Genomic DNA, 24,471 nt, shown 5'->3' on the forward strand with positions numbered 1-24,471 from the left:
TGCCTTTCAGGCCGACGGATCGGCGGCGACGGCCGCGAGGGACTCGTCGATGGCCGACAGTGCGACGTCGATCTCCTGGCGCGTCACCGTCAGCGGCGGCGCCAGGCGGAGGACGTCCGGCGCGACGGCGTTGACGACCAGGAACCGGTCACGGCAGGCGGTCTCCACCTCGGCGGCGATCGGGGCGTCGAGTTCGAGTCCCAGCAGCAGTCCCTTGCCACGCACGCCGATCGCCGACGGCGAGGTCGCCACCAGCGTCTCGAGCCCCTCGCGCAGCCGCTTCGCACGGGTCGCAGCCGCGGCGAGGATTCCCTCGGAGGCGATGGTGTCGATCACCGCGTTGGCGGCCGCGCACGTCACCGGGTTGCCACCGAAGGTGGTGCCGTGGTCGCCGACACCGAAGCCGTCGGCAGCGGGGCCGCGTGCGATGCAGGCGCCGATCGGCAGGCCGTTGGCGAGCGCCTTCGCGACCGTGACGACGTCGGGGACGACCGGGGTGTCCTGGAACGCGAACCACGGGCCGGTGCGGCCGAAGCCGGTCTGGACCTCGTCCACGACCAGCAACGCGCCGTTGGCGTCGCACGCCTCGCGGGCGGCCACCAGCATCGCGTCGCTCAGCGGCCGTACGCCACCCTCGCCCTGGACCACCTCGAGCAGTACGGCGCAGGTGGTCTCGTTCACAGCCGCCCGCAGCGCGTCGGGATCGTCGTGGGCGACATGGTCGACGAACCCGGCCAGTGGAGCGAACGGCGCGTGCTTGGCCGACTGTCCGGTCGCCTCCAGCGTCGCGAGCGTCCGGCCGTGGAACGAGCCCTCGAGCGCGACCACGCGCGTCTTGTCGGCGCGCTGGTGCTTGCCGTGTCGGCGTGCCAGCTTGATCGCGGCCTCGTTGGCGGTGGCGCCGCACTGCGCGAAGAAGACCTTGGCGTCCTCCCACGCCAGGATCCGCGCCAGCCGCTCCGCGAGGGCGACCGCCGGCTCGGAGACGAACAGGTTCGAGGTGTGCACCAGCGTGCCGACCTGGTGCGTGACCGCGGCGGTGACGGCGGGATGCGCGTGCCCGAGGTTGGTGACGCCGAGTCCGCAGAGGAAGTCGAGGTACACGTTGCCGTCCGCATCGAACAGCGCGGTGCCCTTGCCCCGCACGAACGCGGCCTTCGGCGTCGGGTAGGTCGGCATGACGTGCTGGGCGGCCCGGCCGGCCAGGTCCTGGGCGATGGTCACGATGCCACCACCGCGGGCCGCGCGGCCCCTGGGGTGATCATGGTGCCGACGCCCTCGTCGGTGAAGATCTCGATCAGGACCGCGTGCAGCACCCGGCCGTCGAGGATGTGCGCCTGCGGGACGCCATCCGCCAACGCCTGGACGATGGAGCGCACCTTCGGCCGCATGCCCTCGTGCAACTCGCCTGCCTCGAGCATGGCCTGCAGGCCGCCGGCCGACACCTCGCTCATCAGGCTCTGGCGCTCGGGGTCACCGAAGTCCTGGTAGAGGCCCTCGACGTCGGTGAGGTAGACCAGCTTCGAGGCTCCCAATGCCGCGGCGATCGCGCCGGCCGCGAGGTCGGCGTTGACGTTGCGTTCGTTGCCGTCCGCGTCGCGACCGACCGTTGCGACGACGGGGAGGAAGTGGTCACCGAGCAGTTCGTCGATGTAGGAGGTGTCGACGTGGTCCACCTCGCCGACGAGGCCGAGGTCCTCGCCGCCGGGCCCGACCGCGGGACGCACCTGCAGCAGGCCGGCGTCGGTCCCGGCGATGCCGACCGCCGGCGCTCCGGCCGCCTGGACCAGGCCGACCAGTTCGGGGTTCACCTGTCCGAGCAGCGACATCCGCACCACGTCCATCATCGCCGCGTCGGTGACCCGCAGGCCCCCGACGAACGTCGACGCGACGCCGAGCTGGGTCGCCAGCGCGCTGATCTGCGGCCCTCCCCCGTGGACGATCACCGGGCGGAGGCCGACGAAGTGCAGCAGGGCGACATCGGCGGCGAACGAACGCTTGAGCTCGTCGTCGATCATGGCGTTGCCGCCGTACTTGATGACGACGGTCTGTCCGTGGAACCGGGTGATCCACGGCAGGGCCTCGCGCAGCACCGCGGCCTTGCCCTGGGCGGCGACGACGCGCTGGTGGCCGGCGTCCTGCCCGGCGTCCTCGGCGGTGGTCATGATGGGCCTCGTGTCACTCACGTCGTGTACTCGGCGTTGAACCGGACGTACTCGGGGGTCAGGTCGCAGGTCAGGACGGTGGCCGAGGCCGCGCCCGTGCCGAGGTCGACCTCGATGGTGACCTCGGGCTTGCGCATCGCGGCGGCGGCCTGACCCCGGTCGAAGCTGGCCGCGACCCCGAACCGGCAGACGGTGATGCCGCCGCAGCGGACCGTGACCCGCCGTGGGTCGAACTCGACCCCGGCGTTGCCCATCGCCATCAGGATCCGGCCCCAGTTGGGGTCGCCGCCGTGGATGGCCGCCCGGACGAGCAGCGACGTCGCGACGGCGCGGGCGATCCGTTCCGCGTCGGCCTCGATCGCCGCCTCGCGCACGGTCACGGCCGCGACACGCGTCGCACCCTCACCGTCGGCGACGACCGCGTGGGCGAGATCGGCGCAGACGGCGTGCACCGCACGGGCGAGGGTGTCCAGGCCCGGTGGCTGCGCCGCCGTCCCGCTGGCGAGCAACGCCACGGTGTCGCTGGTGGACCCGTCGCCGTCGACGCTGATGCGGTTGAAGGTGGTCGACACCGCGGCACGCAGCAGCTTGCGGGCGATCGGACCGCCCAGCGGTGCATCCGTGGTGATGGCCACCAGCAGCGTGGCCATCGTGGGCTCGATCATGCCGACGCCCTTGGCCATGCCGCCGACGACGCAGGTGCCGTGGTCGTCGGTGACCCGGAACGCGACCTGCTTGGTCCGGGTGTCGGTGGTCAGCATCGCGGTCGCGGCGGCGTCGCCGCCGTCCGCGGTCAGCGCGGCGACGGCGGTCGGCAGCGCCGCCTCGATCCGCTCGATGGGCAGGGGCACCCCGATGACCCCCGTCGACATGACGATGACGTCGCCCGCGGCGATGCCCAGGCGGTCTGCCGTGACGGCCGCCAGGCGTTGGGCGTGGGCCTCGCCCTGGGGCGTGCACACGTTGGCGTTGCCGGCGTTGACGACGATGGCCTGCGCCCGTCCGTCGGCGACGTGGCGGTCGGTGAGCGTGCAGGCGGGCGCCTTGACGAGGTTGGTGGTCGTGACGGCAGCGGCGCCGGCCGGTGCGTCGGCCACGAGCAGGGCGAGGTCCGGCCGCCCGGAGGGCTTCACGCCGCTGACGACACCCGAGGCACGAAACCCGGCCGCCGCGGTCGCGCCGCCCTCGACCGGTTCGAGCCCGCTGCGGTCGCCGGGGCCCCAGCCGCCGATCACGGGTACACCCCGACGGCGGTGAGCCCCGTCGCCTCCTCGAGCCCGAGCATGAGGTTGGCGTTCTGCAGCGCCTGTCCGGCGGCACCCTTGCCGAGGTTGTCGGTCACGCTGACGACGGTGACCCGGCCGGTGCGTGGGTCGACCACCGCCGAGAGCTGACAGCCGTTCGATCCCGTGACCGACTTCACCACCGGGAAGGTTCCGGCCGGCAGGACGTGCACGAAGGGTTCGTTGCGGTAGGCGTCGACGAGGGCGTCCTGCACGTCGGCAGCCGTCACGCCGTCGTCCAGGCTGGCGTAGCTGGTCGTCAGCAGGCCCCGCGCGATGGGCAGCAGGTGGGGGGTGAAGCTGATCGCACCGAGGTCCGCGCCGTACCGGGCCAGTGCGGTCTCGATCTCGCCGGTGTGGCGGTGACCCGGCGCGCCGTAGGCAGTGACGCTGCCAGCCACGTGGGTCGCGTGCAGCGCGTCCTTCGCGGCGCGGCCGGCGCCCGACGTTCCCGACTTGCCGTCGACGACGACCGTGCCCGGCTGGAGCAACCCGGCGATGGGGACCAACCCGAGCAGCGCGGTCGTGACGTAGCAGCCCGGGTTGGCGACCAGCGTCGCGTCGACGACCTGCTTCCGGTTGAACTCGGGCAGGCCGTAGACCGCCGGTGCCAGGTCGGGACGGGGATGCGGTTCGCCGTACCAGGTGGCGAAGTCCTCCGCGCTGGAGCGGAACGCACCCGAGAGGTCGACGGTGCGCACGCCGGCGTCGTGGAGCGCAGCGCCCAGTTCCAGCGAGGGACCGTGCGGCGTCGACAGGAACACCAGGTCGAGGGTGCGGAGTCGGTCGAGTTCGACCGCGTCGAAACGGCGATCCGCGGCGAGGTTGGGGAACGTCGCGGCGACGGGCGCACCCGCCTGCGAGTGCGCGGCCACGACCTCGGCATGCAGGGCGGGATGGCCGTCGAGCAGGCGCAGCAGCTCCGCGCCTCCATACCCGGAGGCGCCGACGATGCCGACCGTGGCGGTCATGCGGTTCCTGTCCGAACGCGAGGCGGCGAGTCTGCACGATCATGCATGTTTATGCAACCTCCGCAAGCGTCATCGGCACTCCACCCGCGTCATCCGCTCAGAGGTCGGGCCGTTGCCGGAGTCGCTTCGTCTCGCTGCGCTGCTTCTTGGCCTGCAGCCGGCGTTCCTTCGACGCGCGGGTGCGGCGCGTCGGACGCCGCACCTTCGGCGGTTCGAGCGCCTCGCCGACGACGGCCTGGAAGCGGGCGAGCGCCGCGGCGCGATTCTGGTGCTGGCTGCGGTGCTCGGAGGCCTGCAGGATCAGGATCCCGTCGTCGGTGATCCGGTTGCCCAGCCGCTCGAGCACGCGCTGCCGTTGCGCTTCGGTGAGCGAGGGCGTCGATCTGACGTCCCAGCGCAACTCCACCTTGCTGTCCGTGGTGTTGACGCCCTGACCACCGGGGCCCGACGAACGCGAGACACGCACGTCGAACTCCGCCTCCGGAACGGAGACGCCTCGGCGCAGACGGATATCGGCCATGCCGCGAGACTAAGGCCAGGCGGGCGGCGTCACGTGGGCGCGCCCCCGTCAGCCGTCCGCGGGCATTCGATTAGCCTCGGACGGCATGACGACTCCTTTCGAACTCCAGACCTTCCTCCGCCAGCCGCGTCTGTCCGGCCTGGTCCTCTCCCCCGACGGCGACCAGTTGGTCGTCGCGGTGGCGACCGAGGCGCCCGACGGCAAGCGCTACCGCAGCGCCCTGTGGGCGCTCGACCCGCACGGAAGCGCTGCGCCGCGCCAGCTGACCCGCTCCGCGCCCGGTGAGTCCAGTCCGACGTTCGCGCCGGACGGCACCCTGCTGTTCGCCTCGGCGCGCCCCGATCCCGACGTCGCCACCGACGGCGAGCCGACGACGGCCCTTTGGGCGCTGCCGCGCGACGGCGGCGAGGCACGGCTCGTGGTCTCCCCACCCGGCGGGGTCGGCGGCGTCGAGGTCGCCCGTGCCTCCGGCGACGTCGTCCTGCACGCCCCGATCCATCCCGGGGCCGCCACGTTCGCCGACGACCGAGAACGTGCGAAGGCCCGGGATGAGGCTGGCGTCAGCGCCCAGTTGTTCGACGACTATCCGATCCGGCACTGGGACGCCTACCTCGGCCCCCGCGAGCCCGGACGCTGGTTCGTCGCCGCTGATCGGTTGACGGCGCCTCAGGAACCGGCCTGGTCAACCGCGGAGGACGAGGAGGCGACGGGCACCGTCCCCGAGCCGACCATCCTCGCCCGGGGCAGCACGCTGCACAACGGCACGGGGGATCTCGCGCCCGACGGACACACGTATGCGACCACCTGGCGGCGCGCCGGGGAAACCCGTGCCCGGCGACAGCCGGACGACCTCGCGACCGATCTCGTGGTGATCGACGTCACCAGCGGGGAGCGCCGCCGACTGGTCGCCGACGGGCGCTTCTGGTCCTCGCCGAGGTTCTCCCCGGACGGCACGCGGTTGGTCTGCCTGGTCATGGACGTCGGCCGGCCGGACCGGGCCGCCAGCCACCACCTCGCCGTCGTCGACGTGGCCTCCGGCGAGGTCCGCGAGCTGGCCACGGGCCACGACGTCTGGCCGGAGCGGCCCCAGTGGCTGCCCTCCGGTGACGCCATCGTCTTCGAGGCCGACGAGCACGGCCATCGCCCGATCTTCCGGCTCGACCTCGCGGACGGACAGGTGACACGGCTGACGGCCGACGGCGCCCACACCGACACCTGCGTGGCGCCGGACGGTGCCAGCGTCTACGCACTGCGCGCCACGGTCGGTCAACCGCCGCGGCCGGTCCGCTACGCCACCGATCGCGCCGACCAGGCGGCGCACGTCGTGCCCTCGCCGGTCGGAAACGACCCGGCCGTCACCGTCGAGCGGATCATCACGACTGCCGAAGACGGTGTCGAGGTCGGCTCCTGGCTCGTCCTGCCCGAGACCCTGGACGGCCAGGTGCCGTTGGTGGTGTTCATCCACGGCGGCCCGCTGGGCTCCTGGAACAACTGGTCGTGGCGCTGGTGTCCGGCGGTGCTGGCCGCCCAGGGCTACGCGGTCCTGCTCCCCGACCCGGCCCTGTCCACCGGCTACGGCCAGGACTTCATCCAGCGCGGCTGGGGGCGCTGGGGCCAGGAGCCCTACACCGACCTGCTGGCCGCCGTCGACGCGGCCATCGCGCACGACGCCATCGACGCCGACCGTACCGCCGCGATGGGCGGCTCCTTCGGCGGCTACATGGCGAACTGGGTCGCCGGGCACACCGACCGGTTCCGCTGCATCGTGACCCACGCGTCGCTGTGGAACCTCGAGGGCTTCCACGGGACCACCGACCTCGGTCTGATCTGGGAGCGCGAGTTCGGCGACCCCTACGCCGACCGTTCGGTCTACACCGAGAACTCGCCGCACCGCTTCGTCGGCGAGATCCGGACCCCCATGCTGGTGATCCACGGCGAACTCGACTACCGGGTCCCGATCAGCGAGGGCCTGACGTTGTGGACCGATCTGTCGCGAAACGGCGTGGATGCGAAGTTCCTGTACTTCCCCGACGAGAACCACTGGGTGCTCAAGCCACAGAACGCCCGGCTGTGGTACGAGACGGTCCTGTCGTTCCTCGACGAACACCTGCACGGCAAGGCGTTCGCCCGTCCCGACCTGCTGTAGCCGCGGTCACGTCGCCCGGCGCGTCGGGCGACGTGACCCGCGGTTCGCTCAGGACGCGGTCGGCAGCTTGCAACGCAGCGCGATGTCCGCCAGCTCGGTGGGCGAGAGCGGCTCGCTCGGCAACTGCAGCAGGGCCTGCTCCGCGGACAACCACTGGTCGAGACCGGTGCCCGCGGTCGCCTTGGACAGGTCGACACGGTAGACGTCGAGGCCGCGGGCGATGTCGTTGCCGTAGACGTGGAAGGGCCGGTCGCGGGACACCGACGGTGCCTTCACGGCCCACGTGTCGCTGTCCTGGAAACGGAACGAGGCGACCTCGCGCATCCCGACGCCGAGTTCGCCGAGGGCGACCCCGACCAGGCCCGACAGATCGACCACGCGCACGCCACCGTTGTAGAACGCGATCGTCATCAGGGCCTCGTCCTCGTGGATCTCGAAGACGTGGGCGGTGCAGGTGCCGAGCCCGTCGGTGGTGAGGCCGACGTCACGGATGTTCCAGTAGCCGACCTTGCGTGGCGTCCGTTCGAGGTCGCCGGTGATGTCGTAGACGTGGACGCCGCCGTTGGGGCACTGCCCCGTCGGCGACGCGCCGGCCACCTCGTCCTCGACGACGAGGAACTCGCGGCGACCGAGGATCGGGTCGGTCAGCGTGACCGGGTTCGCCTGGTGCTCGACGTTGATCGCCGGATCGACGAAGGACGACACGACGGACGGATCGGCGGGGTCGGTGGTGTCGATGATGACGGTCTGGGACAGGGCGGCCGAGTAGGCACGCGTGCCGTCGGCGTTGAACGTGATGTCGTGCGACTCGGTGCCCAGTCCCGGCCGGATCGGCAGCGGGACGAATGCGACCTGGACCGGGGCGGCGAGGTCGCGGATGTCGACGACCTCGATGCCGACCTCGCCGACGACGGAGGTGATCAGCTCCGAGTTGGAGTTGTAGAGGTAGTCGCCGCTCGGGTGCACGGTCTGGTTGTGCGAGCCCTTCGGGAACGACACGAACGACGCCAGCGTCGGCGCGTGGGGATCGGTCACGTCGACGACGAAGGTGCCGGGACCGAGGGCGTCGCGCGCGCCGAACCCGAGCGCCTCGGCCTCACGGAAGCAGGCGGAGTCCGTGCGGGTCTGGCTCGCATACCCGAGGTCCCGGGTGTAGGTGACGTACCAGCGTGCGTCGCGTTCGAACACCTGCACGTCGCCCTGCGCGATGGCACAGTCGTAGACGGCCACCGGCCGTGGGCGGCCCGGGTCGGTGACGTCGAGGATCTGCAGGCCGTTGGTGTAGGTCCCGGCGAAGACGAAGGTGCGGTCCTCGACCTCGGTCCGGGTCCGGACCGCTCCCCCACCCCGCCCGAGGCCGACCCGCTCCTCGACGGTGCGCGCGACCGGGATGGTCGCGAACTCGAGGTCGGTTCCCTGGTTCGGCCCGGTGCCGTGGGCGTTCGCGTACGGGACGTTGGCGACGTGCTCCATCGGTCCGGCGCCCGTCCCGTCGAGCACGCCGCCGACCAGGTCGGGCGCGGGGACGAGCGCGAGCGAGCCGACGGCCACGACCGCCAGCAGGGACAGGGGGGTTCGGGCCGGCATCGGACGCTCCTCGGGGACGGCGTGATGCCGACGACAACGAGGTGGGGTCCGCGGCGATCCGACGGCGCGCGGCGGCCGCCCGGCACGTGCGTGCCGGGCGGGTCCGGGCGGGTCCGGGCGTCAGCGGCGCAGGGTCGCGCCGAGTGCCTCGGCACGTGCCGCGACCGCGTCGATGACGGCCTCGGCGTCGGCGTCGGTCAGTTGCCGCTCCGGCGACTGCAGGCGCAACCGGATCGCGATGCTGCGGCGACCGTCACCGACCTGTTCGCCGCGGTACTCGTCGAACCACCACAACCCGTCGAGCAACGGACCCGCCCCGTCGCGGACGGCGGCCTCGAGCGTCGCGTAGGGCACGTCCTCGTCGGCGACGAGCGCCACGTCGAGGCTCATGGCCGGGTGCCGGACCAGCGTGCGTGCCGCGACGGGCGGATGCCCCTCGGGTGGGACCGCGCGCAGCAACGGTTCCAGCAGCAACTCGGCGACCACGACCGGCTCGGGCAGGTCACGGCGGTCGGCCTCCTGCGGGTGGAGTTGCCCGGCGAAGCCGATCTCGACCGCATCGGCATCCGGCGTGGGGCGCAACAGCAGGGCGGCCGAGCGTCCCGGGTGGAAGCCGTCGCGTTCCGCGGGGCGTCGCTCCAGGGTCCACGTCACCGACGGCGGCGCCGCGCGTCGCACCATCTCGTCGAGGACGGCGAGCAGGTCGTACACGCTCCAGCGGTCCTCGGGGTCGAGGTGGTCGGGCCCCAGCCGGAGGCCCTGGGCCGCCAGGGCCACGGTGCGGGGTTGGATCGGCAGGGGCGTGCCGTCGGGCGCGGCCCAGCGCCAGCTGCCGCCGGCCGCGATCGGCTCGAAGGCGTCGAGGGCGTCGGCGAGGGCGTCGCCGTCGGGCCGGAACAGGCGCCCGAACTCGACCAGTGCGGTGCCGGGGCGTCCCTGCCCGGTGTTGCGGCGCAGCGCGACGAGCAGCCCCTCGACCAGCGACGGCCGCATCGAGGAGGCGTCCTTGGCCAACGGGTTGCTGAGTTCGACGCGACCCTCCGTCGGCACGACCCCGCCCAGCGCCTGCGCGCCGACGAACGGGCGGGTGATCGCCTCGGACAGGCCGGCGGCGAGCGCCACGGCGCGCAGCTCCGCCTCCAACCGCTGCGCCGGCGACCGTCCCCCCACCATCGTGACCTTCGGCAACGTGGCCGGGATGCGTTCGTAGCCGTGCAACCGCGCCACCTCCTCGGCGACGTCGGCCTCGCGCAGCAGGTCACCACGCCAGGTCGGCGCGGTCACCGCCAGCAGGTCGCCCTCGGGCTGGACGTAGCTGCCGCTGCGGGTGAGCAACTGGCTCTGCCGTTCCCGGTCGAGTTCGTCGACCGCGAGCAGGCGGCGGATCCGTTCGGGGTCGACCGTGATGGTCGCCCGGCCGCTCCAGGCCACGTCACGGCGGACGGCGTCGGTCCCGACCGGCCGGGCGCCTGCGAGCTGCGTCAGCAGCTGGACGGCCCGGGCGACCCCGCGGGCCGCGCCCTCGGGATCGACCCGCCGTTCGAAGCGTTGGCTGGCCTCGGACACCAGGTTCAGCCGCCGCGACGTGCGACGGATGCGGGCGGGGTCCCAGACGGCGCCCTCGAGCAGGACCCGGCTGGTGCCGGCGACGACCTCGGTGCTGGCGCCGCCCATGACCCCGGCGAGGCTGACCGGACCGTCCGCGTCGTCGATCACGACGTCGCCGGCGACCAGTTCGCGCTCCTGGTCGTCGAGGGTGACGAGCCGATCACCGTCGCGGGCGTCGCGCACCACGAGGCGCGGGCCGGCGATGCGCTCGAGGTCGAAGGCGTGCAGGGGCTGGCCGAGTTCGAGCATCACGTAGTTGGTGACGTCGACCACGACGTCGATGGAGCGGACGCCGCACTGACCCAGTCGTTGGCGCAGCCAGGGCGGTGACGGCTGGACCCGGACGTCCTCGAGCGCCCAGGTGACGAACCGCTCGCAGGCGTCGGTCTGCAACTCCACCGGGATCGTGAGGGTGTCCAGCGCGGCGGGGATGTCCTGGGGCTCGCGCCAGCTGGTGTCGAGGATGGCGGCGAGGTCACGTGCGACGCCGAGCACCGAGAGGTGGTCGCCGCGGTCGGGTTGGACCGCCACCTCGATGACCGGCTCGCCGAGCGGCAGCAGCTCGAGCAGGTCGGCACCGAGCGGGGTGTCCCCGGGGAGCCGGAGGATGCCCTCGTGCTCGTCGGACAGCTGCAGTTCACGCGCGGACGCCAGCATGCCGTTGGAGACCACGCCGCGGATCGAACGCGCCTCCATCGTCATCCCGGGAATGGACGCACCCGGAACGGCATGCGCGACCACGTCGCCGACGTCGAAGTTCGCGGCGCCACAGACCAGCTCGATCTCGCCGTCACCTCCTTCGCCGGTGACCCGGACCACCCGCAGCCGGTCGGCGTCGGGATGCGGCTGCCAGTGCAGGACACGGGCGGTCCGCACGCCGGCGGTGCCGGCACCGGGCGTCTCCACGGACTCGACCTCGAGCCCGTTGAGGCTCATCACGTCGACGAGTTCCTCGACCGACAGGTCGACGTCGACGAACGTGCGCAGCCACGAGAGCGGGAGTTTCACGGGATCTCCACGGGCGGGATCGGGAGCGGTGTCGCGGGGGGCGCGTCGGTGCGCTCAGAAGTGGGTCAGGAAGCGGGCGTCGGCGTCGTAGAAGTCGCGGATGTCGCGGACGCCGTGACGCAGCATCGCGACACGTTCGACGCCGATGCCGAACGCGAAGCCCGACACCTGCGACGGGTCGTAGCCGCAGGCGCTGAGCACGTTGGGGTCGACCATGCCCGCACCGAGGATCTCGATCCACCCGGTTCCCGAACACACGCGGCAGTCGGGGTCGCCGGCGCGCCCGTCGGCGGCACCGCAGAACCCGCAGGCGACGTCCACCTCGGCGCTCGGTTCCGTGAACGGGAAGAACGACGGCCGCAGGCGGATCTCGCGGTCCGCCCCGAAGAGCGCCCGGGAGAACGCGAGCAGGGTGCCGCGCAGGTCGGCCATGGAGACGTCCTCGGCGACGAGCAGCCCCTCGACCTGGGTGAACACCGGCGAGTGCGTCGCGTCGACGCTGTCGGCCCGGTAGACCCGGCCCGGGCACACCACCGCTACCGGCGGCGGCTGGGTGGTCATGGTGCGGGCCTGGACGGCGGAGGTCTGGGTACGCAGCACGACGTCGGCGGCGCCGGCGACGTAGATCGTGTCCTGCTCCTGCCGCGCCGGGTGGTCGGGCGGGGTGTTGAGCAGGTCGAAGTTGAAGGTGCCGGCCTCGACCTCGGGGCCCTCGGCGACCCGGTAGCCCAGGCCGACGAAGACGTCGACGATCTCGTTCTCGACCTGGGTCAGCAGGTGCGGCCGGCCGGGCGGCAGACGCCGCGGGGGCAGGCTGAGGTCGAGACGTTCGGCGTCGAGTCGCTCGCGCAACGCGCCTGCCGACAGCGCCTCGTGGCGGTCGTCGAACGCGGACTGGAACGCTTCGCGAAAGGCGTTGAGTTGCTGGCCGAGCTGCTTGCGGCCCTCGGGCGGCAGGTCGCGCATCTGCTGCTGGATGCCGACGAGGTCGGACTTCTTGCCGGTGAACCGCACGCGGGCGTCGTCGAGCGCGTCGAGGCTGTCGGCAGCCGCGATCGCGGCCAGCGCATCGCGTTGCAGGGTCTGCAGTTCGGTCACGTCTCTCTCACCTTCGAGCCCGGTCGGGGGCGAGCGTGCAGGGTAGACGCCGCGTGCCGGTGGCCCCGACGCGTCCGGGTCAGGCGCTGGCGGGCAGGACGACGTGGAAGCTGGCACCGTCGTGCCGCTCGGTGTCGAGCCAGACCCGCCCTCCGTGCGCCTCGACCAGCCCCCGGGTGATGTAGAGCCCGAGGCCGGTGCCGGCCCGCCGGTTGTCGCGGCCGCGGCCGAACTTGCGGAACACCGTGCGCACGTCGTCGGCGGCGATGCCTTCGCCGTCGTCCTCGACGCTGATCTGCACGCCGTCGGCGATCGGGACCACCCGCACCCGGACCTCGCTGTCGGGCGCATACGCGAGCGCGTTCTCGAGCAGGTTGACCAGGACCTGCTCGACCTTGTCCGGGTCGGCGAGCACCCGCGGGGGCGGAGCTTCGACCAGCAGGCGCAGGTCGCGTTCCGCCGCGAGGTCGCCGAGCGCGAGCTTGTCGACGACCCGCTGTGCCAGCACGGCGACGTCGACCGGCTGCCGCTGCAACTGCACCCGCCCGGCGTCGATGCGCGAGACGTCGAGCAGTTCGCGCAGCAGTCGGGTCACCCGGTCGGCGTCCGCGTCGACGGTCTCGAGCATCGCGCGCTTCTGCTCGTCGGAGAACCGGTCCCAGCGCGACAGCAGGGTGCGCGTGAATCCCTTGATGCTGGTCAGCGGGGAGCGGATCTCGTGCGAGACCGTCGCCACGACGTCGCCCCGGACGGCGTCGAGCGCCTCGCGACGGGCCGCGCTCCGCAGCGTCACGACCAGGACGTCGTCGTGCCACCGGCCCGCGACCGCCACCGGCCGGACCCGCCCTGCGGCGCGCAGGTGGAGCACCCGCTCGCTCAGCCGGTCCCCCAGCCGCGGCGGCCCGCCGTCGATGCCGAAGCGCACCCCGGCGTCGTCATGCAGCTCGAGCGCGTCGGCGAAGGGCTTCCCGACCGGGTCGGCCCCCCCGAGCAGCACGCGCGCACGGTCGTTGACGGCGACGACCACACCGTCCGCGTCCATGACGAGGACCGCCTCCGGAAGGAGGTCGAACGCCTCGTACCCGCGCATCACGGTGCCTTGTGCCTCGGCCGCTCACCCTACCGGCGGGCGACCCGGCATGGCAGGGACGTGGTGGGTGGCCCGGGCGGCCGCGTAGACCGCCACGGCCGCCGCGGCGGCGACGTTGAGGGATTCGGCGCGGCCCCACCGCGGGATGGCGACGACGTCGTCGAGAAGCGCCGCTCCGTCCGGCTCGAGGCCGTGCGCCTCGTTGCCGAGCACCAGCGCCAGCGGCGACGACATGCGTTCGAGGTCGAAGACCTCCCGTGAGCCCGCGGCGTCCAGGCCGAGCAGCGGCTGCCCGACCCCGCCGCAGGCGGCAGCCACCTCGGCGAGGGTCACGTCGACCACCAGCGGCAGGTGATAGGTCGACCCCACCGCTGCCCGCACCGTCTTCGGCGCGAAGGGATCCACGCTGCCCGCGGTCAGGACGACGCCGGTGGCGCCGGCGGCATCGGCCGTGCGGATGATCGTCCCCGCGTTGCCCGGGTCCGCCACCTCGTGCAGGACCACGAGCAGGCCACGACCGACCACCTCCGACAGCGACGCCGTCCGACTGACCGCGACCGCGACCACGCCCTGTGGCGTGGTGGCGTCGGCCAGGCGCTCGAGGACGTGCTCGGCCACGGGTTGGACACGGATCCCGACGGGGACCGTGATGCGGGCCAGCGCCTCGTCGGTGCCGAAGACCTCCTCGACCACGCCGGCGTCCAGCGCCTCGGTCACGGCGTTGGGCCCCTCGACGAGGTGGCGGCCCGTGGACCTGCGTTCGCGTCGCCGGGCGAGCGCGGCGAGCTCCCGCACGCGTGCGTTGCGGACCGACGTGATGGGTTCCATGCGATCCACCTCCCTGCCGGGGTCGAGCGCGGCGGACGGGACCCGACGCAGCGAGCGCCGGCCATCGGCCGGCGCTCGCGTCACGACGGTGCTACCTGCTGCTCAGGCCGCTTCGGACTCGAGCGCGGACTTGGCGGCGGTGACCAGCGCCCCGAACGCGGCCTGGTCGTGCACGGCCAGGTCGGCCAGGTTCTTGCGGTCGAGTTCGATGCCGGCCAGCTTGAGGCCGTGCATGAGCCGGCTGTAGCTGAGGCCCTCCTGGCGGGCGGCGGCGTTGATGCGGGCGATCCACAGCTTGCGGAAGTCGCCCTTGCGCGCACGGCGGTCGCGGTAGGCATAACGATCCGCGTGGTAGACGGCTTCCTTGGCCACCTTGAATCGGCGGCTGCGGGCACCGCGGAATCCCTTGGCGCGGTCCATGACCGCCTTGTGGCTCTTCTTGGCGTGAACGCCACCCTTGACGCGTGCCATGGGGGGTCCTCCTCCTCGCGCCCCGGACGTGGGGCGATCTCGTGGCTGTTTCGGTGCTCTTCGACGGGACGGGTGCAGCGCCTGCTGCGGTCGCGCGGGGCGACTAGGTGTTGAGGAGGCGCTTGATGTTCTTGGCCGGCTTGCCGGTGACCTCGGTCTCGCCGGCGAGACGCCGCTTGCGACGGGCGTCCTTCTTCTCGAGCAGGTGCTTACGGTTCTTCTGCGCGACCATGACCTTGCCGTTGCGGGTCACGCGGAACCGCTTCTTCGCACCGCTGTGCGTCTTCTGCTTCGGCATGAACTGCTGCCTTCGTCTCGGGCGCGCGTGACGCGCCGGGCGTGCGGGGGGGAGCCGGTCGGCGATGGGTGCCGATCGGCGACGTCTGGGACGGTCAGGCCTGTGGGTCGGGCTCGGCCGTCGCCTCCGGCGTCGCGGTGGCCTCGGGCTCGGAGTCGGACCCGGCCGGCGCCTTGGAGTTGTCGGCCTCGACCGGCGGTTCTCCGGCCACGTGGGCGGGCTTTTCGGCCTTGGGCTGCTTGGGCTTGACCGGAGCGAGCACCATGACCATGTTGCGGCCGTCGACCTTGGGGCTGGCTTCGACCGTGGCGAGCTCCTTCATGTCCTCGGCGAGGCGGTCCAGCAGACGCAGACCGAGCTCGGTGTGGCTCATCTCGCGGCCACGGAACATGATCGACGCACGGACCTTGGAGCCGTCGTTGAGGAACCGGCGCACGTGACCGGACTTGGTCCCGTAGTCGTTGTCGGAGATCTTGGGGCGCATCTTGATCTCCTTGACGGAGATCTGGTTCTGCCGCTTGCGCGCCTCCTTCTCCTTCTGTTCCTGCTCGTACTTGTTCTTGCCGTGGTCCATGATGCGGCACACCGGCGGGTCGGCCTGGGGTGCCACTTCGACGAGGTCGAGTTCCTGCTCCCGGGCGCGGCGCAGGGCCTGGGCCAGGGGCACGATGCCCACCTGCGTGCCGTCGGCGTCCACGAGACGGACGCGCGGAACCTTGATGTCGGCGTTCAGCCGCTGCTGCTGATCGTTGATGCTGCTGCCTCCTCGAGACGGCGCTCGCGCCACGCGGTGCGGCACGACGAAAGAACGGCGACCCGAGGGTCGCCGTCCAGGACACGTCGCCGCCGACGCCCGGCGCACGAGGTGCGCGGGACGCGAGCGAGCTCCGGACCCGGGGAGGTGCGACCTGCCGGGTGGGCACCGGCCCGGGCGTCGACGCCCGGCGTGCCGCTTGTCTTCAGTTGTGCGCGACCGTCACGGCGGTCGCGCGGGCCCACGGTACCAGCCGGCCCACGGCGCGTCGAGCGCACGCGGGGGGTGCCGACGGGTCCGGAGGCGTCAGGAGCCGGGCACCCACAGCCGCGAGGCGGCGGATGGCGTCTGCGGTGGCGTCTCGGGCGCGGCCGCCGGTGGGGCGGCGCCGTCGGCGTCGAGGTCGCCCTCCTCGGTGTGGCCCTGCGCGGTGGCCTGCTGCACCTCGCGCTCGGCCTCGACCTGGGCCAGGCGCAGCTGCGACAGCGCCTGGTCGAGCTGCGAGGTCAGTTCCTCGGGCAGGCGCGAGCGACCCTGCTCGGTCAGGCCCGCCACCATGTCCAACAGCAGACGGCCGTCCTGGCGCCCGAGCTTGACCTGGGCCGCGTTCAGCAGCGCGGACGCGACCTCGGCGACGACCTGCTCCACCGGAGCCGCGCGCAGCTGACCCAGGTACGCACGGACCTCCTCCTCGGAGGGTTCCTGCCCGGAGGCCTGGGACGGATCGAACGGCACGTCGCTCACGCGGCGCTCCTCGCTGGTCGAGTCGTGGTGGTGGCCAACGAGCCTAGCGACCCCGCGGGGGCACGGGTCCTGCCCGTCACTGCCGTAGGCTCGCCGCCGAACCGTGTCCAGACCGTAGGCCACCCACGTGAAGACCTTCGACGAACTCTTCGACGAGCTGTCCGACCGGGCCGCGCGCCGGCCGCCGGGCTCGGGCACGGTCGCGGCGCTCGACGCCGGCGTCCACGCGATCGGCAAGAAGATCGTCGAGGAGGCCGCCGAGGTCTGGATGGCTGCCGAGCACGAGAGCGCCGAGCGCACCGCCGAGGAGGCGTCGCAGCTGCTCTACCACCTGCAGGTGCTGCTCCTCGCCCGCGGCCTGACGCTGCAGGACGTCTACCGCCACCTGTGACCACCGCCCCCGCTCCCCCGCCCCGAGGCTGCTGATGCTGCGTGTTGCCGTTCCCAACAAGGGGTCGCTGTCCGAGCCGGCCATCGAGATGCTGCGCGAGGCCGGCTACCGCCAGCGTTCCGCCCGCCACGAACTCGTCCTGGTCGACGCCGACAACGACACCGAGTTCTTCTTCCTGCGTCCCCGCGACATCGCCACCTACGTCGGTGCGGGACAGCTCGACGTCGGTATCACCGGACGCGACCTGCTGCTCGACGGGCACAGCGACGCCGAGGAACTGCTGCCGCTGGGCTTCGCCCGCTCGACGTTCCGCTACGCCGCCGTTCCGGGGACGGCCGAGGACGTCGCCGGCTTCGCGGGCAAGCGGATCGCGACCAGCTACCCCGGCATCGTCCGCCGCGACCTCGAACGTCGGGGGATCGAGGCCGAGGTGATCCGGCTCGACGGCGCGGTCGAGACGGCGGTGCGGCTCGGCGTCGCCGACATCGTGGCCGACGTGGTCGAGACCGGCGCGACCCTGCGTCAGGCCGGCCTGGAGGTGCTCGGCGACCCGATCCTGCAGTCCGAGGCCGTGCTGGTGCGTGACGCACGGAACGGCGAACCGAGCCCGCAGGTCGAGCAGCTCGCGCGCCGGCTCAACGGCGTCATCATCGCGCGGCAGTACGTGATGATCGACTACGACGTGCGCGTCGAAGCGGTCGACGCGGCCTGTGAGCTGACGCCCGGCATCGAGTCGCCCACCGTGTCCCCGCTGCACGACAAGGGCTGGGTCGCCGTCCGCGCCATGGTCAAGCGGAAGGACACCAACCTGATCATGGACCAGCTGTGGGACCTCGGTGCGCGCGGCATCCTGGTCACCGACATCCTCGCCTGCCGCCTCTGATCATGGCGCGCTCTGGACACGTCGCCGAGATCCGGGCGCTGGTGGGCACCCACCGCTTGCTGCTGCCCTCGGTCGGAACGGCCGTCTTCGACCGCGACCGGCTGCTGCTGGTGCGCCACGCCGACGGCAGCCACGACTGGGGGCTGCCGGGTGGCGCGATCGAACCGGGCGAGCACCCGGCCGACGCCGCGGTCCGCGAGGTCCACGAGGAGACGGGGCTGCTCGTCGAGGTGACCGCGATCGCCGGGGTGCTCGGGGGTCCGGAGGCCGAGATCCGCTACGACAACGGCGACCGCACCTGTTACGTGACCACCGTGTTCACCGCGCGCCTGCGCTCCACCGCCGCCATCGACCTCGACCGTGGCGAGCTGGCCGAGGCCGGCTGGTTCGACGCCGAGGCACTCGCCGACGTCGAGCTCCCGGGGCATGCGCGCGCGGCCGTCGCGGCCGCCGTCGACGTCCACCATGGTGGGCCGCCCGCCTTCCGGCGCCCGACCTGGCAGCCGGGATAGCGCCGCCGCGGCCGGTCATGCCCGCGTGAGGTGCTCCTCGCCGGGTACGTGAGCGTCCGGGTCGGCGACGACCGCAAGCGACCGCGTCGCGCGGGTCACGGCGACGTAGAGCTGGTGCAGGCCGACCGCCGACGCCGCGGCGATCCGGTCGGGCGCGACCACGACGACGTCGTCGAACTCGAGGCCCTTGACGGTTCGGGCGTCGTGCACGCGCAGGCGATCCCTGACCTCCGCGCCGGCGACGAGGCGGTCGACCCGTGCCTCGAGGTCGGCCAGCATCTCGGGTGGCGCGATCAGCACGACCGTCCCGTCCGCACGTTCGGCCGCGTCGACCGCAGCACGCACCGCCGTGGTCGGCAGGTCCTGCGTGCGGTACAGCACGGGACGACGCCCGCTCTCGCGCACCGCCTGGGGCACCGCGTCGGGGTCGTAGCCGGCGGCCGCGAGGACGGCGCGCGCGACCTCGACGATCTCGACCGGGGTGCGGTAGTTGACCGTAAGCCCCTGGACCGCGACCTGCCGCCGGCCGATCAGCCGCGCCACGGCGTCCCAGTCGCGCGGTTCGGCGACCCGGCTGCGCTGGGCGAGATCGCCGACCACGGTCCACGAGGCGTACGGGCCGCGGCGCGCCACCATCCGCCACTGCATCGGCGTCAGGTCCTGGGCCTCGTCGACGACGACGTGAGCAAAGTCGCGGTAGTCGTCGTCCTCGACGTCGGCATAGAGCACCTCGGCGTCGGGCACGTCGCCCGTGACCCGCAGCCCCGGATCGGACTCGCGGGGCCGGTCGGACGTCGGCGCCGGCACGGTGCCGAGCACGGCGCGGACCTCGTCGAGGAGCGCGACGTCGTCGACGGTCCAGCCGTCGGCGGCGGCCCAGGCGTCGCGCAGCAGCCGGCGCTGCCCGGCGTCCAGCAGGCCGTCGGCGAGCCGGTCGAGGTCGACGCGCCCGGTGGCGACGGCCTCGAGCACCCCGGTCGCGTCCAGCACCGGCCAGAAGCAGCGTCGCAGCATCGTCACCTGGGCCGAGTCGTCCAGGGCCTGGTCGAAACCGGTGCCCGAACGCTCCTCGGGGGGGCGCCCCCCGGACGCACGGCGGGCGCTGCGCCATGCCTTCCACAGCGCGGCACGCAGCGCGTCGTCCGCCGCGCCCGCCCGGGCGTGGTAGGTGCTCTGCGCACGGTCGGCGGACGTACGCCCCAGCAGCCGCCGCCGGATCTGCGCCAGGCTGCGCGCATCCACCTGGGCCGTACTGCCGTCGAAGCTGACGCGCGTCGTCGGCGGCAGCGGCGGCACGGCGGCCGCCACGGCACGGCGGCACAACTCGGCCATGGCCAGGTCGCCCTTGACCGCCGCCACGTCGGGCTCGTCCCAGCCGGTGACCCGGAGCCCGCGCGGGGCGAAGCCGTCGAGCGAACGCTGCACCGCCCGGTCCTCCCCGAGCGAGGGCAGGACGCGGGCCGTGTACTCGGTGAAGGCGCGCGAGGGACCGACGACGAGGATGCCGCGGCCCTCGAACCGGTCGCGGTCGCCGTAGAGCAGGTAGGCGACCCGGTGCAGGGCGACCACGGTCTTGCCCGTCCCTGGCCCGCCCGTGACCACCAGCGTCCCGGTGGCGGGCGAGCGGATGATGCGGTCCTGGTCGGCCTGGATCGTGGCCACGATGTCGCGCATGTGGGCGGTACGGGTCCGCGAGAGCGCCGCGAGCAGCGCACCCTGCCCGGTCACCGACCCGAGCCCGAGCCGTTCGGCGGCGTCGGCGTCCAGCAGTTCGTCGTCGAGGTCGCGCAGGTCGCGCCCCCGCGTCACCAGCGTCCGGCGACGCACCACGTCCATGGGCGAGGCTGGAGTGGCCTGGTAGAAGGCCGCGGAGGCGGGGGCACGCCAGTCGACCAGCAGGACGTCGCCCCGGTCGTCGACGACCGAGACGCGGCCCACGTGCAGGTGGTCGCCGTCGACGAGGTCGAGGCGTCCGAACGCGAGCGACTCGACGTCGCCGAACGTGTAGCGCGCCGCCCTCGAGGCGTGGTGGTGCGCCGTCACGTCGCGCTCGAACCGGGCCTGGAACGTCGATCCGCTGTGGTCGGCCGCGGCCTGGGCCGCGCGCTCGTCGGCCCGGCGGCGCAGGTGTTCGACGCGGTCGTGGACGCGGTCGAGGTGGGCCTGCTCGGCCTCGATGGCGGCACGCTTCGCGCCGGCCTCGGGCTCGGTCGGGGCGACGTCGGCGCCCGTGGGGTCGCGACGGGAGTCGGGAGCGGGGGCCGTCACAGCTGGCGCAGCACCTGCGCCGTCTCCACGGCCGAGATCGCCGCTTCGGCGCCCTTGTTGCCCAGCTTGCCGCCGGCGCGCTCCACCGCCTGCTCCCAGGTGTCGGTGGTCAGCACCCCGAAGGCGACCGGCATGCCGTGTTCGCCGGCCACGGCGGCGACGCCGGTCGCCACGCCACCGGCGACGTAGTCGAAGTGCGGGGTCGAACCGCGGACCACGCAGCCGAGCGCGACCAGGGCGTCGTAGCCACCCTCGGCGGCCATGCGGCGCAGCACGACCGGCACCTCGAAGGCGCCGGGCACCCAGGCCACGGTGAGATCGGAGGCCGAGGCACCGTGCCGGACCAACGCCGCGACGGCGCCGTCGACGAGACGTTCCACGATCGCCTCGTTGAAGCGGGCGGCGACGATGCCGACCCGCAGGCCGGACGCGTCGAGGTTGCCGGCGACGACGTTGACGTCGAGATCGTTGGGGCTGGTCACGCGGAGTCCTTTCGGAGGTCGTCCTGCGGCGGCGGGGCCATGCCGACGCCGCGGGGGGAAGGCTTCTCGACCGCTGCCGGGGCGGTCGGACGCTGCTTGGCGATGTCGCCGACGCCGGTGGACACCACGACGTCCTGGCCGGTGTACTCGTGACCCATGCGGTCGGCCTTGGTCTGCAGGTACTGCTCGTTCGCGTCGTTGGGGCGGACCTCGACGGGCACGCGTTCGGCGATGGTGAGCCCGAAGCCGCCGAGGGCGGCGCGCTTGGCCGGGTTGTTGGTGAGCAGGCGGAGGCTGGACAGACCGAGGTCGGCGAGGATCAGGGCGCCGACGCCGTAGTCGCGGGCGTCCGCCGGCAGGCCGAGCTGCAGGTTGGCGTCCACGGTGTCCACCCCGGCGTCCTGCAACTCGTAGGCCTGCAGCTTGTGCAGCAGACCGATGCCGCGCCCCTCGTGGCCACGAAGGTAGACGATGACCCCCTCCCCCTCGTCGGCGATGCGGGCCATGGCGAGGTCCAGCTGCGGTCCGCAGTCGCAGCGCAGCGACCGGAACACGTCCCCGGTGAGGCACTCGGAGTGCATGCGGACCAGGACGTCGGGCTTGCCCTCCGGCGCACCGTGGATCAGCGCCATCGACTCGGTGGCCGAGGCCCCCGACCGGTAGCCGATCATGCGCCAGTCGCCGTACGGGGTCGGCAGCTTGGCGACCGCGACACGCTCGATGAAGTCCTCGCGGGCGCGGCGGTAGGCGACCAGGTCGGCGATGGTGACCATGAGCAGGTCGTGTTCGGCGGCGAAGACCTCCAGGTCCGGCACGCGCGCCATGGTGCCGTCGCGGTTGACGACCTCGGCGATGACGGCCGCCGGCCGGCGGCCGGCCAGGCGGGCGAGGTCGACGGATGCCTCGGTGTGACCCGGCCGGCGCAGGACCCCGCCCGGGTGGTAGCGCAGCGGGAACACGTGTCCTGGGCGGTTGACGTCGCCGTCCGAGGAATCCGGGTCGGCCAGCACGCGGATGGTGCGCGCACGGTCCGCCGCGGAGATGCCGGTCGAGGTCCCCTCCGCCGCGTCGACCGACACGGTGTAGGCGGTCCCCTTCGGATCCTGGTTGTCCACGACCATCAGGGGGATCCGCAGGCGGTCGAGGTCCTCGCCGAGCATGGGCACGCAGATCACGCCGCTGGTGTGGTTGACGAGGAAGGCGACCTGCTCGTCGGTCGCCGCGTCGGCGGCCAGGACGAGGTCGCCCTCGTTCTCGCGGTCCTCGTCGTCGACGACCACGACCATGCCACCGGCACGGATGACCTCGATGGCCGCTTCGATGGAAGCGAAGTTGCTCATGGGTGGCTGGTCTCCTGTGCGGTGACGGCGTAGGGCGAGACGGTGCCGCCCGAGAGCAGGCGCTCGACGTACTTGGCGATCACGTCGGCCTCGAGGTTCACGCGCCGTCCGGGCCGCAGCCGAACGCCGAAGGTGGTCGCCTCGAGGGTGTGCGGGATGAGCCCGACCCGGAAGCGGCCAGCGGCGACGTCCACGACGGTCAGGCTGACGCCCGCCACCGTGATCGACCCCTTGGGCACCAGGTAGCGGGCGATCCCGTCGGATGCCGCGACGGTCACGAAGACGGTTCCGGGCTGTTCGTCGCGGGCGACGACCTCGCCGACGCCGTCGACGTGCCCCTGCACCAGGTGCCCGCCGAAGCGGGCGTCAGCCCGCATGGCACGCTCGAGGTTGACACCGTCGCCCGCCTCGAGGTCGCCGAGGGCGGTGGCCCGCAGCGTCTCGGCCATCAGGTCGGCGCTGAACCCGCGGCGCTCGCCGTCGACGTCGAGGAACGACGTCACCGTCAGGCAGCAACCGTCCACGGCGATGGAGTCGCCCACCGCCGCGTCGCGGACGACCTCGGCGCAGCCGATCTCGAGCCGGGCATGGCCGGCGTGGCGCTCGACGGCCGCGACGCTGCCGACCTCCTCGACGATCCCGGTGAACATCAGCGACCTTCCTGGGCGGCGCACGGACGGAGTTGGAGGATGAGATCGGGGCCGGCACCACCGACACGTTCGGTGGCCCACCCGGGCCCGGACGGCGGGGTCAGCGCACGACGTGCCGGGCCGGTTCCCAGGTCCGCGACGTGCAGCACGAGGCGGTCCACGACGGCGGCGTCCAGCATGGCGCGCGCGAGCGTGGCGCCGGGCTCGGCCAACAGGTTACGGACGCCGTCCGCCGCGAGTGTCGCCATGGCCGCGGCCAGCCAGCCGCTCCCGTCGGCGGCGAGCCGACGGACGTCCGCGCCCGCGGTGCGCAACGCCTGCTCGGCTCCGGTCGGCGCGTCGGCAGCCGTGAGGACCAGGGCACCTCTGGCCACGACCTGCGCGTCCGGGGGGGTGCGCAACCGTCGGTCGAGCACGACGGCACGCGGCTGGACGCGGCTGGACACCAGGCGGACGTCGAGCCGTGGGTCGTCGGCCAGGACGGTGCCCGAACCGACCAGGACGGCGTCGACCTCGGCGCGCCAGCGATGGACCGCCGCGCGCGCGGCGGGTCCGGTGATCCAGCGGCGGTCGTCCGGCGGTCGCAGGTGGCCGTCGGCCGTCTGCGCCGCCTTGAGGGTGACGTGGGGTCGCTCGTGTGTCGCGACGGTCAGGAACCCCTCGAGCTGCGCCGCGACGGCGTGGTGGAACACTCCCCCGACCGTGTCCGGACCGACCACCTCGACGCCGCGGGCGCGCAGTTCGTCCGCCCCGCCCGATGCCAGCGCGTGCGGGTCGGCGTGCGCATAGACGACACGGCGGACACCGGCGTCGGCCAGAGCGGGCGCACACGGCGGCGTCCGGCCGTGGTGGGCGCAGGGCTCGAGCGTGACGCAGGCGGTCGCCCCCGCGGCGCGTGGCCCGGCCGCCGCCAGGGCGGCGGCCTCTGCGTGGTGACCACCGGGCGGGTGCGTGACGCCCTCGCCGACGACGTCGCCGTCGCGCAGGAGCACACAGCCGACGGCCGGATTCGGCGCGGTGGAGGGGCGGGCGCGCTCGGCCAGGGCGATGGCGCGCGCCAGGGCGCGCCGCTCGTCGACGGTCGGAGCACGCACGTCGGCCACTTCCCGCGTCGGACGACCGCGTCGGACGACGGGGCCGGCACTCGCGGAGGTGACGGAAGGCACGCGGACCGCCGGCCGCTGACCGGTGCGCCGGGCGGCCGGGGCGTCGGATGCCCGCAGGCACGACGCCGCCCGCGCTCCCTCTCATCCGGACTCTGACCGTCGGCCCCGGAGTTCCACCGGGTCAACCTTCACGCCCCGAAGGGCGATCCGGGTCGCGGGCTGTCACCGCCGGTAGGGAATTCCACCCCTCCCCGGGAACGCCCGGCCA

The 24,471-nt window shown here is 73.2% G+C and carries 23 protein-coding genes and 1 riboswitch; of the genes, 4 read left to right on the top strand and 19 right to left on the bottom strand.

What is annotated here, in order from left to right:
• Positions 1 to 6 precede the first annotated feature (6 nt).
• From ACERMF_RS09545 to arfB, 5 genes are all read right to left on the bottom strand, one after another.
• Positions 7 to 1,218, bottom strand: coding sequence for an acetylornithine transaminase (locus ACERMF_RS09545; RefSeq protein ID WP_373669244.1), 1,212 nt, complete (start codon positions 1,216 to 1,218; stop codon positions 7 to 9).
• Between the two features lie 2 nt (positions 1,219 to 1,220).
• Positions 1,221 to 2,165: an acetylglutamate kinase gene (gene argB / locus ACERMF_RS09550; protein WP_373668848.1), complete on the bottom strand. Its 945-nt coding sequence runs from the start codon at positions 2,163 to 2,165 to the stop codon at positions 1,221 to 1,223.
• Positions 2,166 to 2,182: 17 nt separating this feature from the next.
• Positions 2,183 to 3,400 carry a bifunctional glutamate N-acetyltransferase/amino-acid acetyltransferase ArgJ gene (gene argJ, locus ACERMF_RS09555; protein ID WP_373668849.1) on the bottom strand — a complete coding sequence of 406 codons (1,218 nt, stop codon included), beginning with the start codon at positions 3,398 to 3,400 and terminating at the stop codon, positions 2,183 to 2,185.
• On the bottom strand, positions 3,397 to 4,419 hold the full coding sequence (gene argC, locus ACERMF_RS09560) for an N-acetyl-gamma-glutamyl-phosphate reductase (protein WP_373668850.1): 1,023 nt from the start codon (positions 4,417 to 4,419) through the stop codon (positions 3,397 to 3,399). The genes argJ and argC overlap by 4 nt, the downstream gene beginning before the upstream one ends.
• Positions 4,420 to 4,516: 97 nt before the next feature.
• On the bottom strand, positions 4,517 to 4,939 hold the full coding sequence (arfB, locus tag ACERMF_RS09565) for an alternative ribosome rescue aminoacyl-tRNA hydrolase ArfB (RefSeq protein WP_373668851.1): 423 nt from the start codon (positions 4,937 to 4,939) through the stop codon (positions 4,517 to 4,519).
• Positions 4,940 to 5,024: 85 nt separating this feature from the next.
• Here arfB and ACERMF_RS09570 point away from each other — a divergent pair, with 85 nt between their 5' ends.
• Complete coding sequence (locus tag ACERMF_RS09570; protein ID WP_373668852.1) at positions 5,025 to 7,085, top strand: alpha/beta fold hydrolase; 2,061 nt, start codon at positions 5,025 to 5,027, stop codon at positions 7,083 to 7,085.
• Positions 7,086 to 7,133: 48 nt separating this feature from the next.
• Here ACERMF_RS09570 and ACERMF_RS09575 read toward each other — a convergent pair whose 3' ends face one another.
• The 9 genes from ACERMF_RS09575 to ACERMF_RS09615 all read right to left on the bottom strand — a co-directional run bounded on the left by ACERMF_RS09575 (position 7,134) and on the right by ACERMF_RS09615 (position 16,571).
• On the bottom strand, positions 7,134 to 8,672 hold the full coding sequence (locus ACERMF_RS09575; protein WP_373668853.1) for an LVIVD repeat-containing protein: 1,539 nt from the start codon (positions 8,670 to 8,672) through the stop codon (positions 7,134 to 7,136).
• A 120-nt stretch (positions 8,673 to 8,792) separates the two neighbouring features.
• Positions 8,793 to 11,288 (bottom strand): phenylalanine--tRNA ligase subunit beta, encoded by a 2,496-nt coding sequence (pheT, locus tag ACERMF_RS09580; protein WP_373668854.1) that lies wholly within the window; start codon positions 11,286 to 11,288, stop codon positions 8,793 to 8,795.
• A gap of 54 nt (positions 11,289 to 11,342) precedes the next feature.
• Positions 11,343 to 12,386, bottom strand: a complete 1,044-nt coding sequence (pheS, locus tag ACERMF_RS09585) for a phenylalanine--tRNA ligase subunit alpha (protein ID WP_373668855.1) — start codon at positions 12,384 to 12,386, stop codon at positions 11,343 to 11,345.
• 79 nt (positions 12,387 to 12,465) lie between these two features.
• Positions 12,466 to 13,476 carry an ATP-binding protein gene (locus tag ACERMF_RS09590; RefSeq protein WP_373668856.1) on the bottom strand — a complete coding sequence of 337 codons (1,011 nt, stop codon included), beginning with the start codon at positions 13,474 to 13,476 and terminating at the stop codon, positions 12,466 to 12,468.
• 24 nt (positions 13,477 to 13,500) lie between these two features.
• Positions 13,501 to 14,304 carry a TrmH family RNA methyltransferase gene (locus ACERMF_RS09595; RefSeq protein ID WP_373668857.1) on the bottom strand — a complete coding sequence of 268 codons (804 nt, stop codon included), beginning with the start codon at positions 14,302 to 14,304 and terminating at the stop codon, positions 13,501 to 13,503.
• 102 nt (positions 14,305 to 14,406) lie between these two features.
• Positions 14,407 to 14,775, bottom strand: coding sequence for a 50S ribosomal protein L20 (gene rplT, locus ACERMF_RS09600; RefSeq protein WP_373668858.1), 369 nt, complete (start codon positions 14,773 to 14,775; stop codon positions 14,407 to 14,409).
• 103 nt (positions 14,776 to 14,878) lie between these two features.
• Positions 14,879 to 15,073 carry a 50S ribosomal protein L35 gene (rpmI, locus tag ACERMF_RS09605; RefSeq protein ID WP_373668859.1) on the bottom strand — a complete coding sequence of 65 codons (195 nt, stop codon included), beginning with the start codon at positions 15,071 to 15,073 and terminating at the stop codon, positions 14,879 to 14,881.
• A gap of 94 nt (positions 15,074 to 15,167) precedes the next feature.
• The gene (infC, locus tag ACERMF_RS09610) at positions 15,168 to 15,860 is read right to left on the bottom strand and encodes a translation initiation factor IF-3 (RefSeq protein ID WP_373668860.1); all 693 of its coding nucleotides are present in this window, start codon (positions 15,858 to 15,860) and stop codon (positions 15,168 to 15,170) included.
• 273 nt (positions 15,861 to 16,133) lie between these two features.
• Positions 16,134 to 16,571 (bottom strand): hypothetical protein, encoded by a 438-nt coding sequence (locus ACERMF_RS09615; protein ID WP_373668861.1) that lies wholly within the window; start codon positions 16,569 to 16,571, stop codon positions 16,134 to 16,136.
• Between the two features lie 127 nt (positions 16,572 to 16,698).
• Here ACERMF_RS09615 and ACERMF_RS09620 point away from each other — a divergent pair, with 127 nt between their 5' ends.
• The 3 genes from ACERMF_RS09620 to ACERMF_RS09630 are packed head-to-tail and all read left to right on the top strand — an operon-like array spanning position 16,699 to position 18,357.
• Positions 16,699 to 16,962 (top strand): phosphoribosyl-ATP diphosphatase, encoded by a 264-nt coding sequence (locus ACERMF_RS09620; RefSeq protein WP_373668862.1) that lies wholly within the window; start codon positions 16,699 to 16,701, stop codon positions 16,960 to 16,962.
• Positions 16,963 to 16,996: 34 nt separating this feature from the next.
• Positions 16,997 to 17,845 (top strand): ATP phosphoribosyltransferase, encoded by an 849-nt coding sequence (gene hisG, locus ACERMF_RS09625; RefSeq protein ID WP_373668863.1) that lies wholly within the window; start codon positions 16,997 to 16,999, stop codon positions 17,843 to 17,845.
• A gap of 2 nt (positions 17,846 to 17,847) precedes the next feature.
• On the top strand, positions 17,848 to 18,357 hold the full coding sequence (locus ACERMF_RS09630; RefSeq protein ID WP_373668864.1) for an NUDIX domain-containing protein: 510 nt from the start codon (positions 17,848 to 17,850) through the stop codon (positions 18,355 to 18,357).
• 15 nt (positions 18,358 to 18,372) lie between these two features.
• Here ACERMF_RS09630 and ACERMF_RS09635 read toward each other — a convergent pair whose 3' ends face one another.
• The 5 genes from ACERMF_RS09635 to ribD are packed head-to-tail and all read right to left on the bottom strand — an operon-like array spanning position 18,373 to position 24,191.
• Positions 18,373 to 20,625 carry a UvrD-helicase domain-containing protein gene (locus tag ACERMF_RS09635; protein ID WP_373668865.1) on the bottom strand — a complete coding sequence of 751 codons (2,253 nt, stop codon included), beginning with the start codon at positions 20,623 to 20,625 and terminating at the stop codon, positions 18,373 to 18,375.
• Entirely contained in the window at positions 20,622 to 21,107 is a 486-nt protein-coding gene (ribH, locus tag ACERMF_RS09640; RefSeq protein ID WP_373668866.1) for a 6,7-dimethyl-8-ribityllumazine synthase, read from the bottom strand. Before ribH ends, ACERMF_RS09635 begins: the two co-directional genes overlap by 4 nt.
• Positions 21,104 to 22,447 carry a bifunctional 3,4-dihydroxy-2-butanone-4-phosphate synthase/GTP cyclohydrolase II gene (locus ACERMF_RS09645; protein ID WP_373668867.1) on the bottom strand — a complete coding sequence of 448 codons (1,344 nt, stop codon included), beginning with the start codon at positions 22,445 to 22,447 and terminating at the stop codon, positions 21,104 to 21,106. The genes ribH and ACERMF_RS09645 overlap by 4 nt, the downstream gene beginning before the upstream one ends.
• The gene (locus tag ACERMF_RS09650) at positions 22,444 to 23,097 is read right to left on the bottom strand and encodes a riboflavin synthase (RefSeq protein ID WP_373668868.1); all 654 of its coding nucleotides are present in this window, start codon (positions 23,095 to 23,097) and stop codon (positions 22,444 to 22,446) included. The genes ACERMF_RS09645 and ACERMF_RS09650 overlap by 4 nt, the downstream gene beginning before the upstream one ends.
• Entirely contained in the window at positions 23,097 to 24,191 is a 1,095-nt protein-coding gene (gene ribD, locus ACERMF_RS09655; RefSeq protein ID WP_373668869.1) for a bifunctional diaminohydroxyphosphoribosylaminopyrimidine deaminase/5-amino-6-(5-phosphoribosylamino)uracil reductase RibD, read from the bottom strand. The genes ACERMF_RS09650 and ribD overlap by 1 nt, the downstream gene beginning before the upstream one ends.
• 141 nt (positions 24,192 to 24,332) lie before the next feature.
• A riboswitch (FMN riboswitch) is annotated at positions 24,333 to 24,466 on the bottom strand.
• Between the last annotated feature and the right edge of the window lie 5 nt (positions 24,467 to 24,471).

The sequence above is a fragment of the Egicoccus sp. AB-alg6-2 genome, from assembly GCF_041821025.1.
In the GTDB taxonomy this organism is placed as follows: domain Bacteria; phylum Actinomycetota; class Nitriliruptoria; order Nitriliruptorales; family Nitriliruptoraceae; genus Egicoccus.

Coding starts and splice junctions, on each gene's coding strand:
- argB (WP_373668848.1), bottom strand. CDS start 2,165: ATGACCACCGCCGAGGACGCCGGGCAGGACGCCGGCCACCAGCGCGTC.
- argC (WP_373668850.1), bottom strand. CDS start 4,419: ATGACCGCCACGGTCGGCATCGTCGGCGCCTCCGGGTATGGAGGCGCG.
- arfB (WP_373668851.1), bottom strand. CDS start 4,939: ATGGCCGATATCCGTCTGCGCCGAGGCGTCTCCGTTCCGGAGGCGGAG.
- ACERMF_RS09570 (WP_373668852.1), top strand. CDS start 5,025: ATGACGACTCCTTTCGAACTCCAGACCTTCCTCCGCCAGCCGCGTCTG.
- ACERMF_RS09575 (WP_373668853.1), bottom strand. CDS start 8,672: ATGCCGGCCCGAACCCCCCTGTCCCTGCTGGCGGTCGTGGCCGTCGGC.
- ACERMF_RS09590 (WP_373668856.1), bottom strand. CDS start 13,476: ATGCGCGGGTACGAGGCGTTCGACCTCCTTCCGGAGGCGGTCCTCGTC.
- ACERMF_RS09595 (WP_373668857.1), bottom strand. CDS start 14,304: ATGGAACCCATCACGTCGGTCCGCAACGCACGCGTGCGGGAGCTCGCC.
- rplT (WP_373668858.1), bottom strand. CDS start 14,775: ATGGCACGCGTCAAGGGTGGCGTTCACGCCAAGAAGAGCCACAAGGCG.
- rpmI (WP_373668859.1), bottom strand. CDS start 15,073: ATGCCGAAGCAGAAGACGCACAGCGGTGCGAAGAAGCGGTTCCGCGTG.
- hisG (WP_373668863.1), top strand. CDS start 16,997: ATGCTGCGTGTTGCCGTTCCCAACAAGGGGTCGCTGTCCGAGCCGGCC.
- ACERMF_RS09630 (WP_373668864.1), top strand. CDS start 17,848: ATGGCGCGCTCTGGACACGTCGCCGAGATCCGGGCGCTGGTGGGCACC.
- ACERMF_RS09645 (WP_373668867.1), bottom strand. CDS start 22,447: ATGAGCAACTTCGCTTCCATCGAAGCGGCCATCGAGGTCATCCGTGCC.
- ACERMF_RS09650 (WP_373668868.1), bottom strand. CDS start 23,097: ATGTTCACCGGGATCGTCGAGGAGGTCGGCAGCGTCGCGGCCGTCGAG.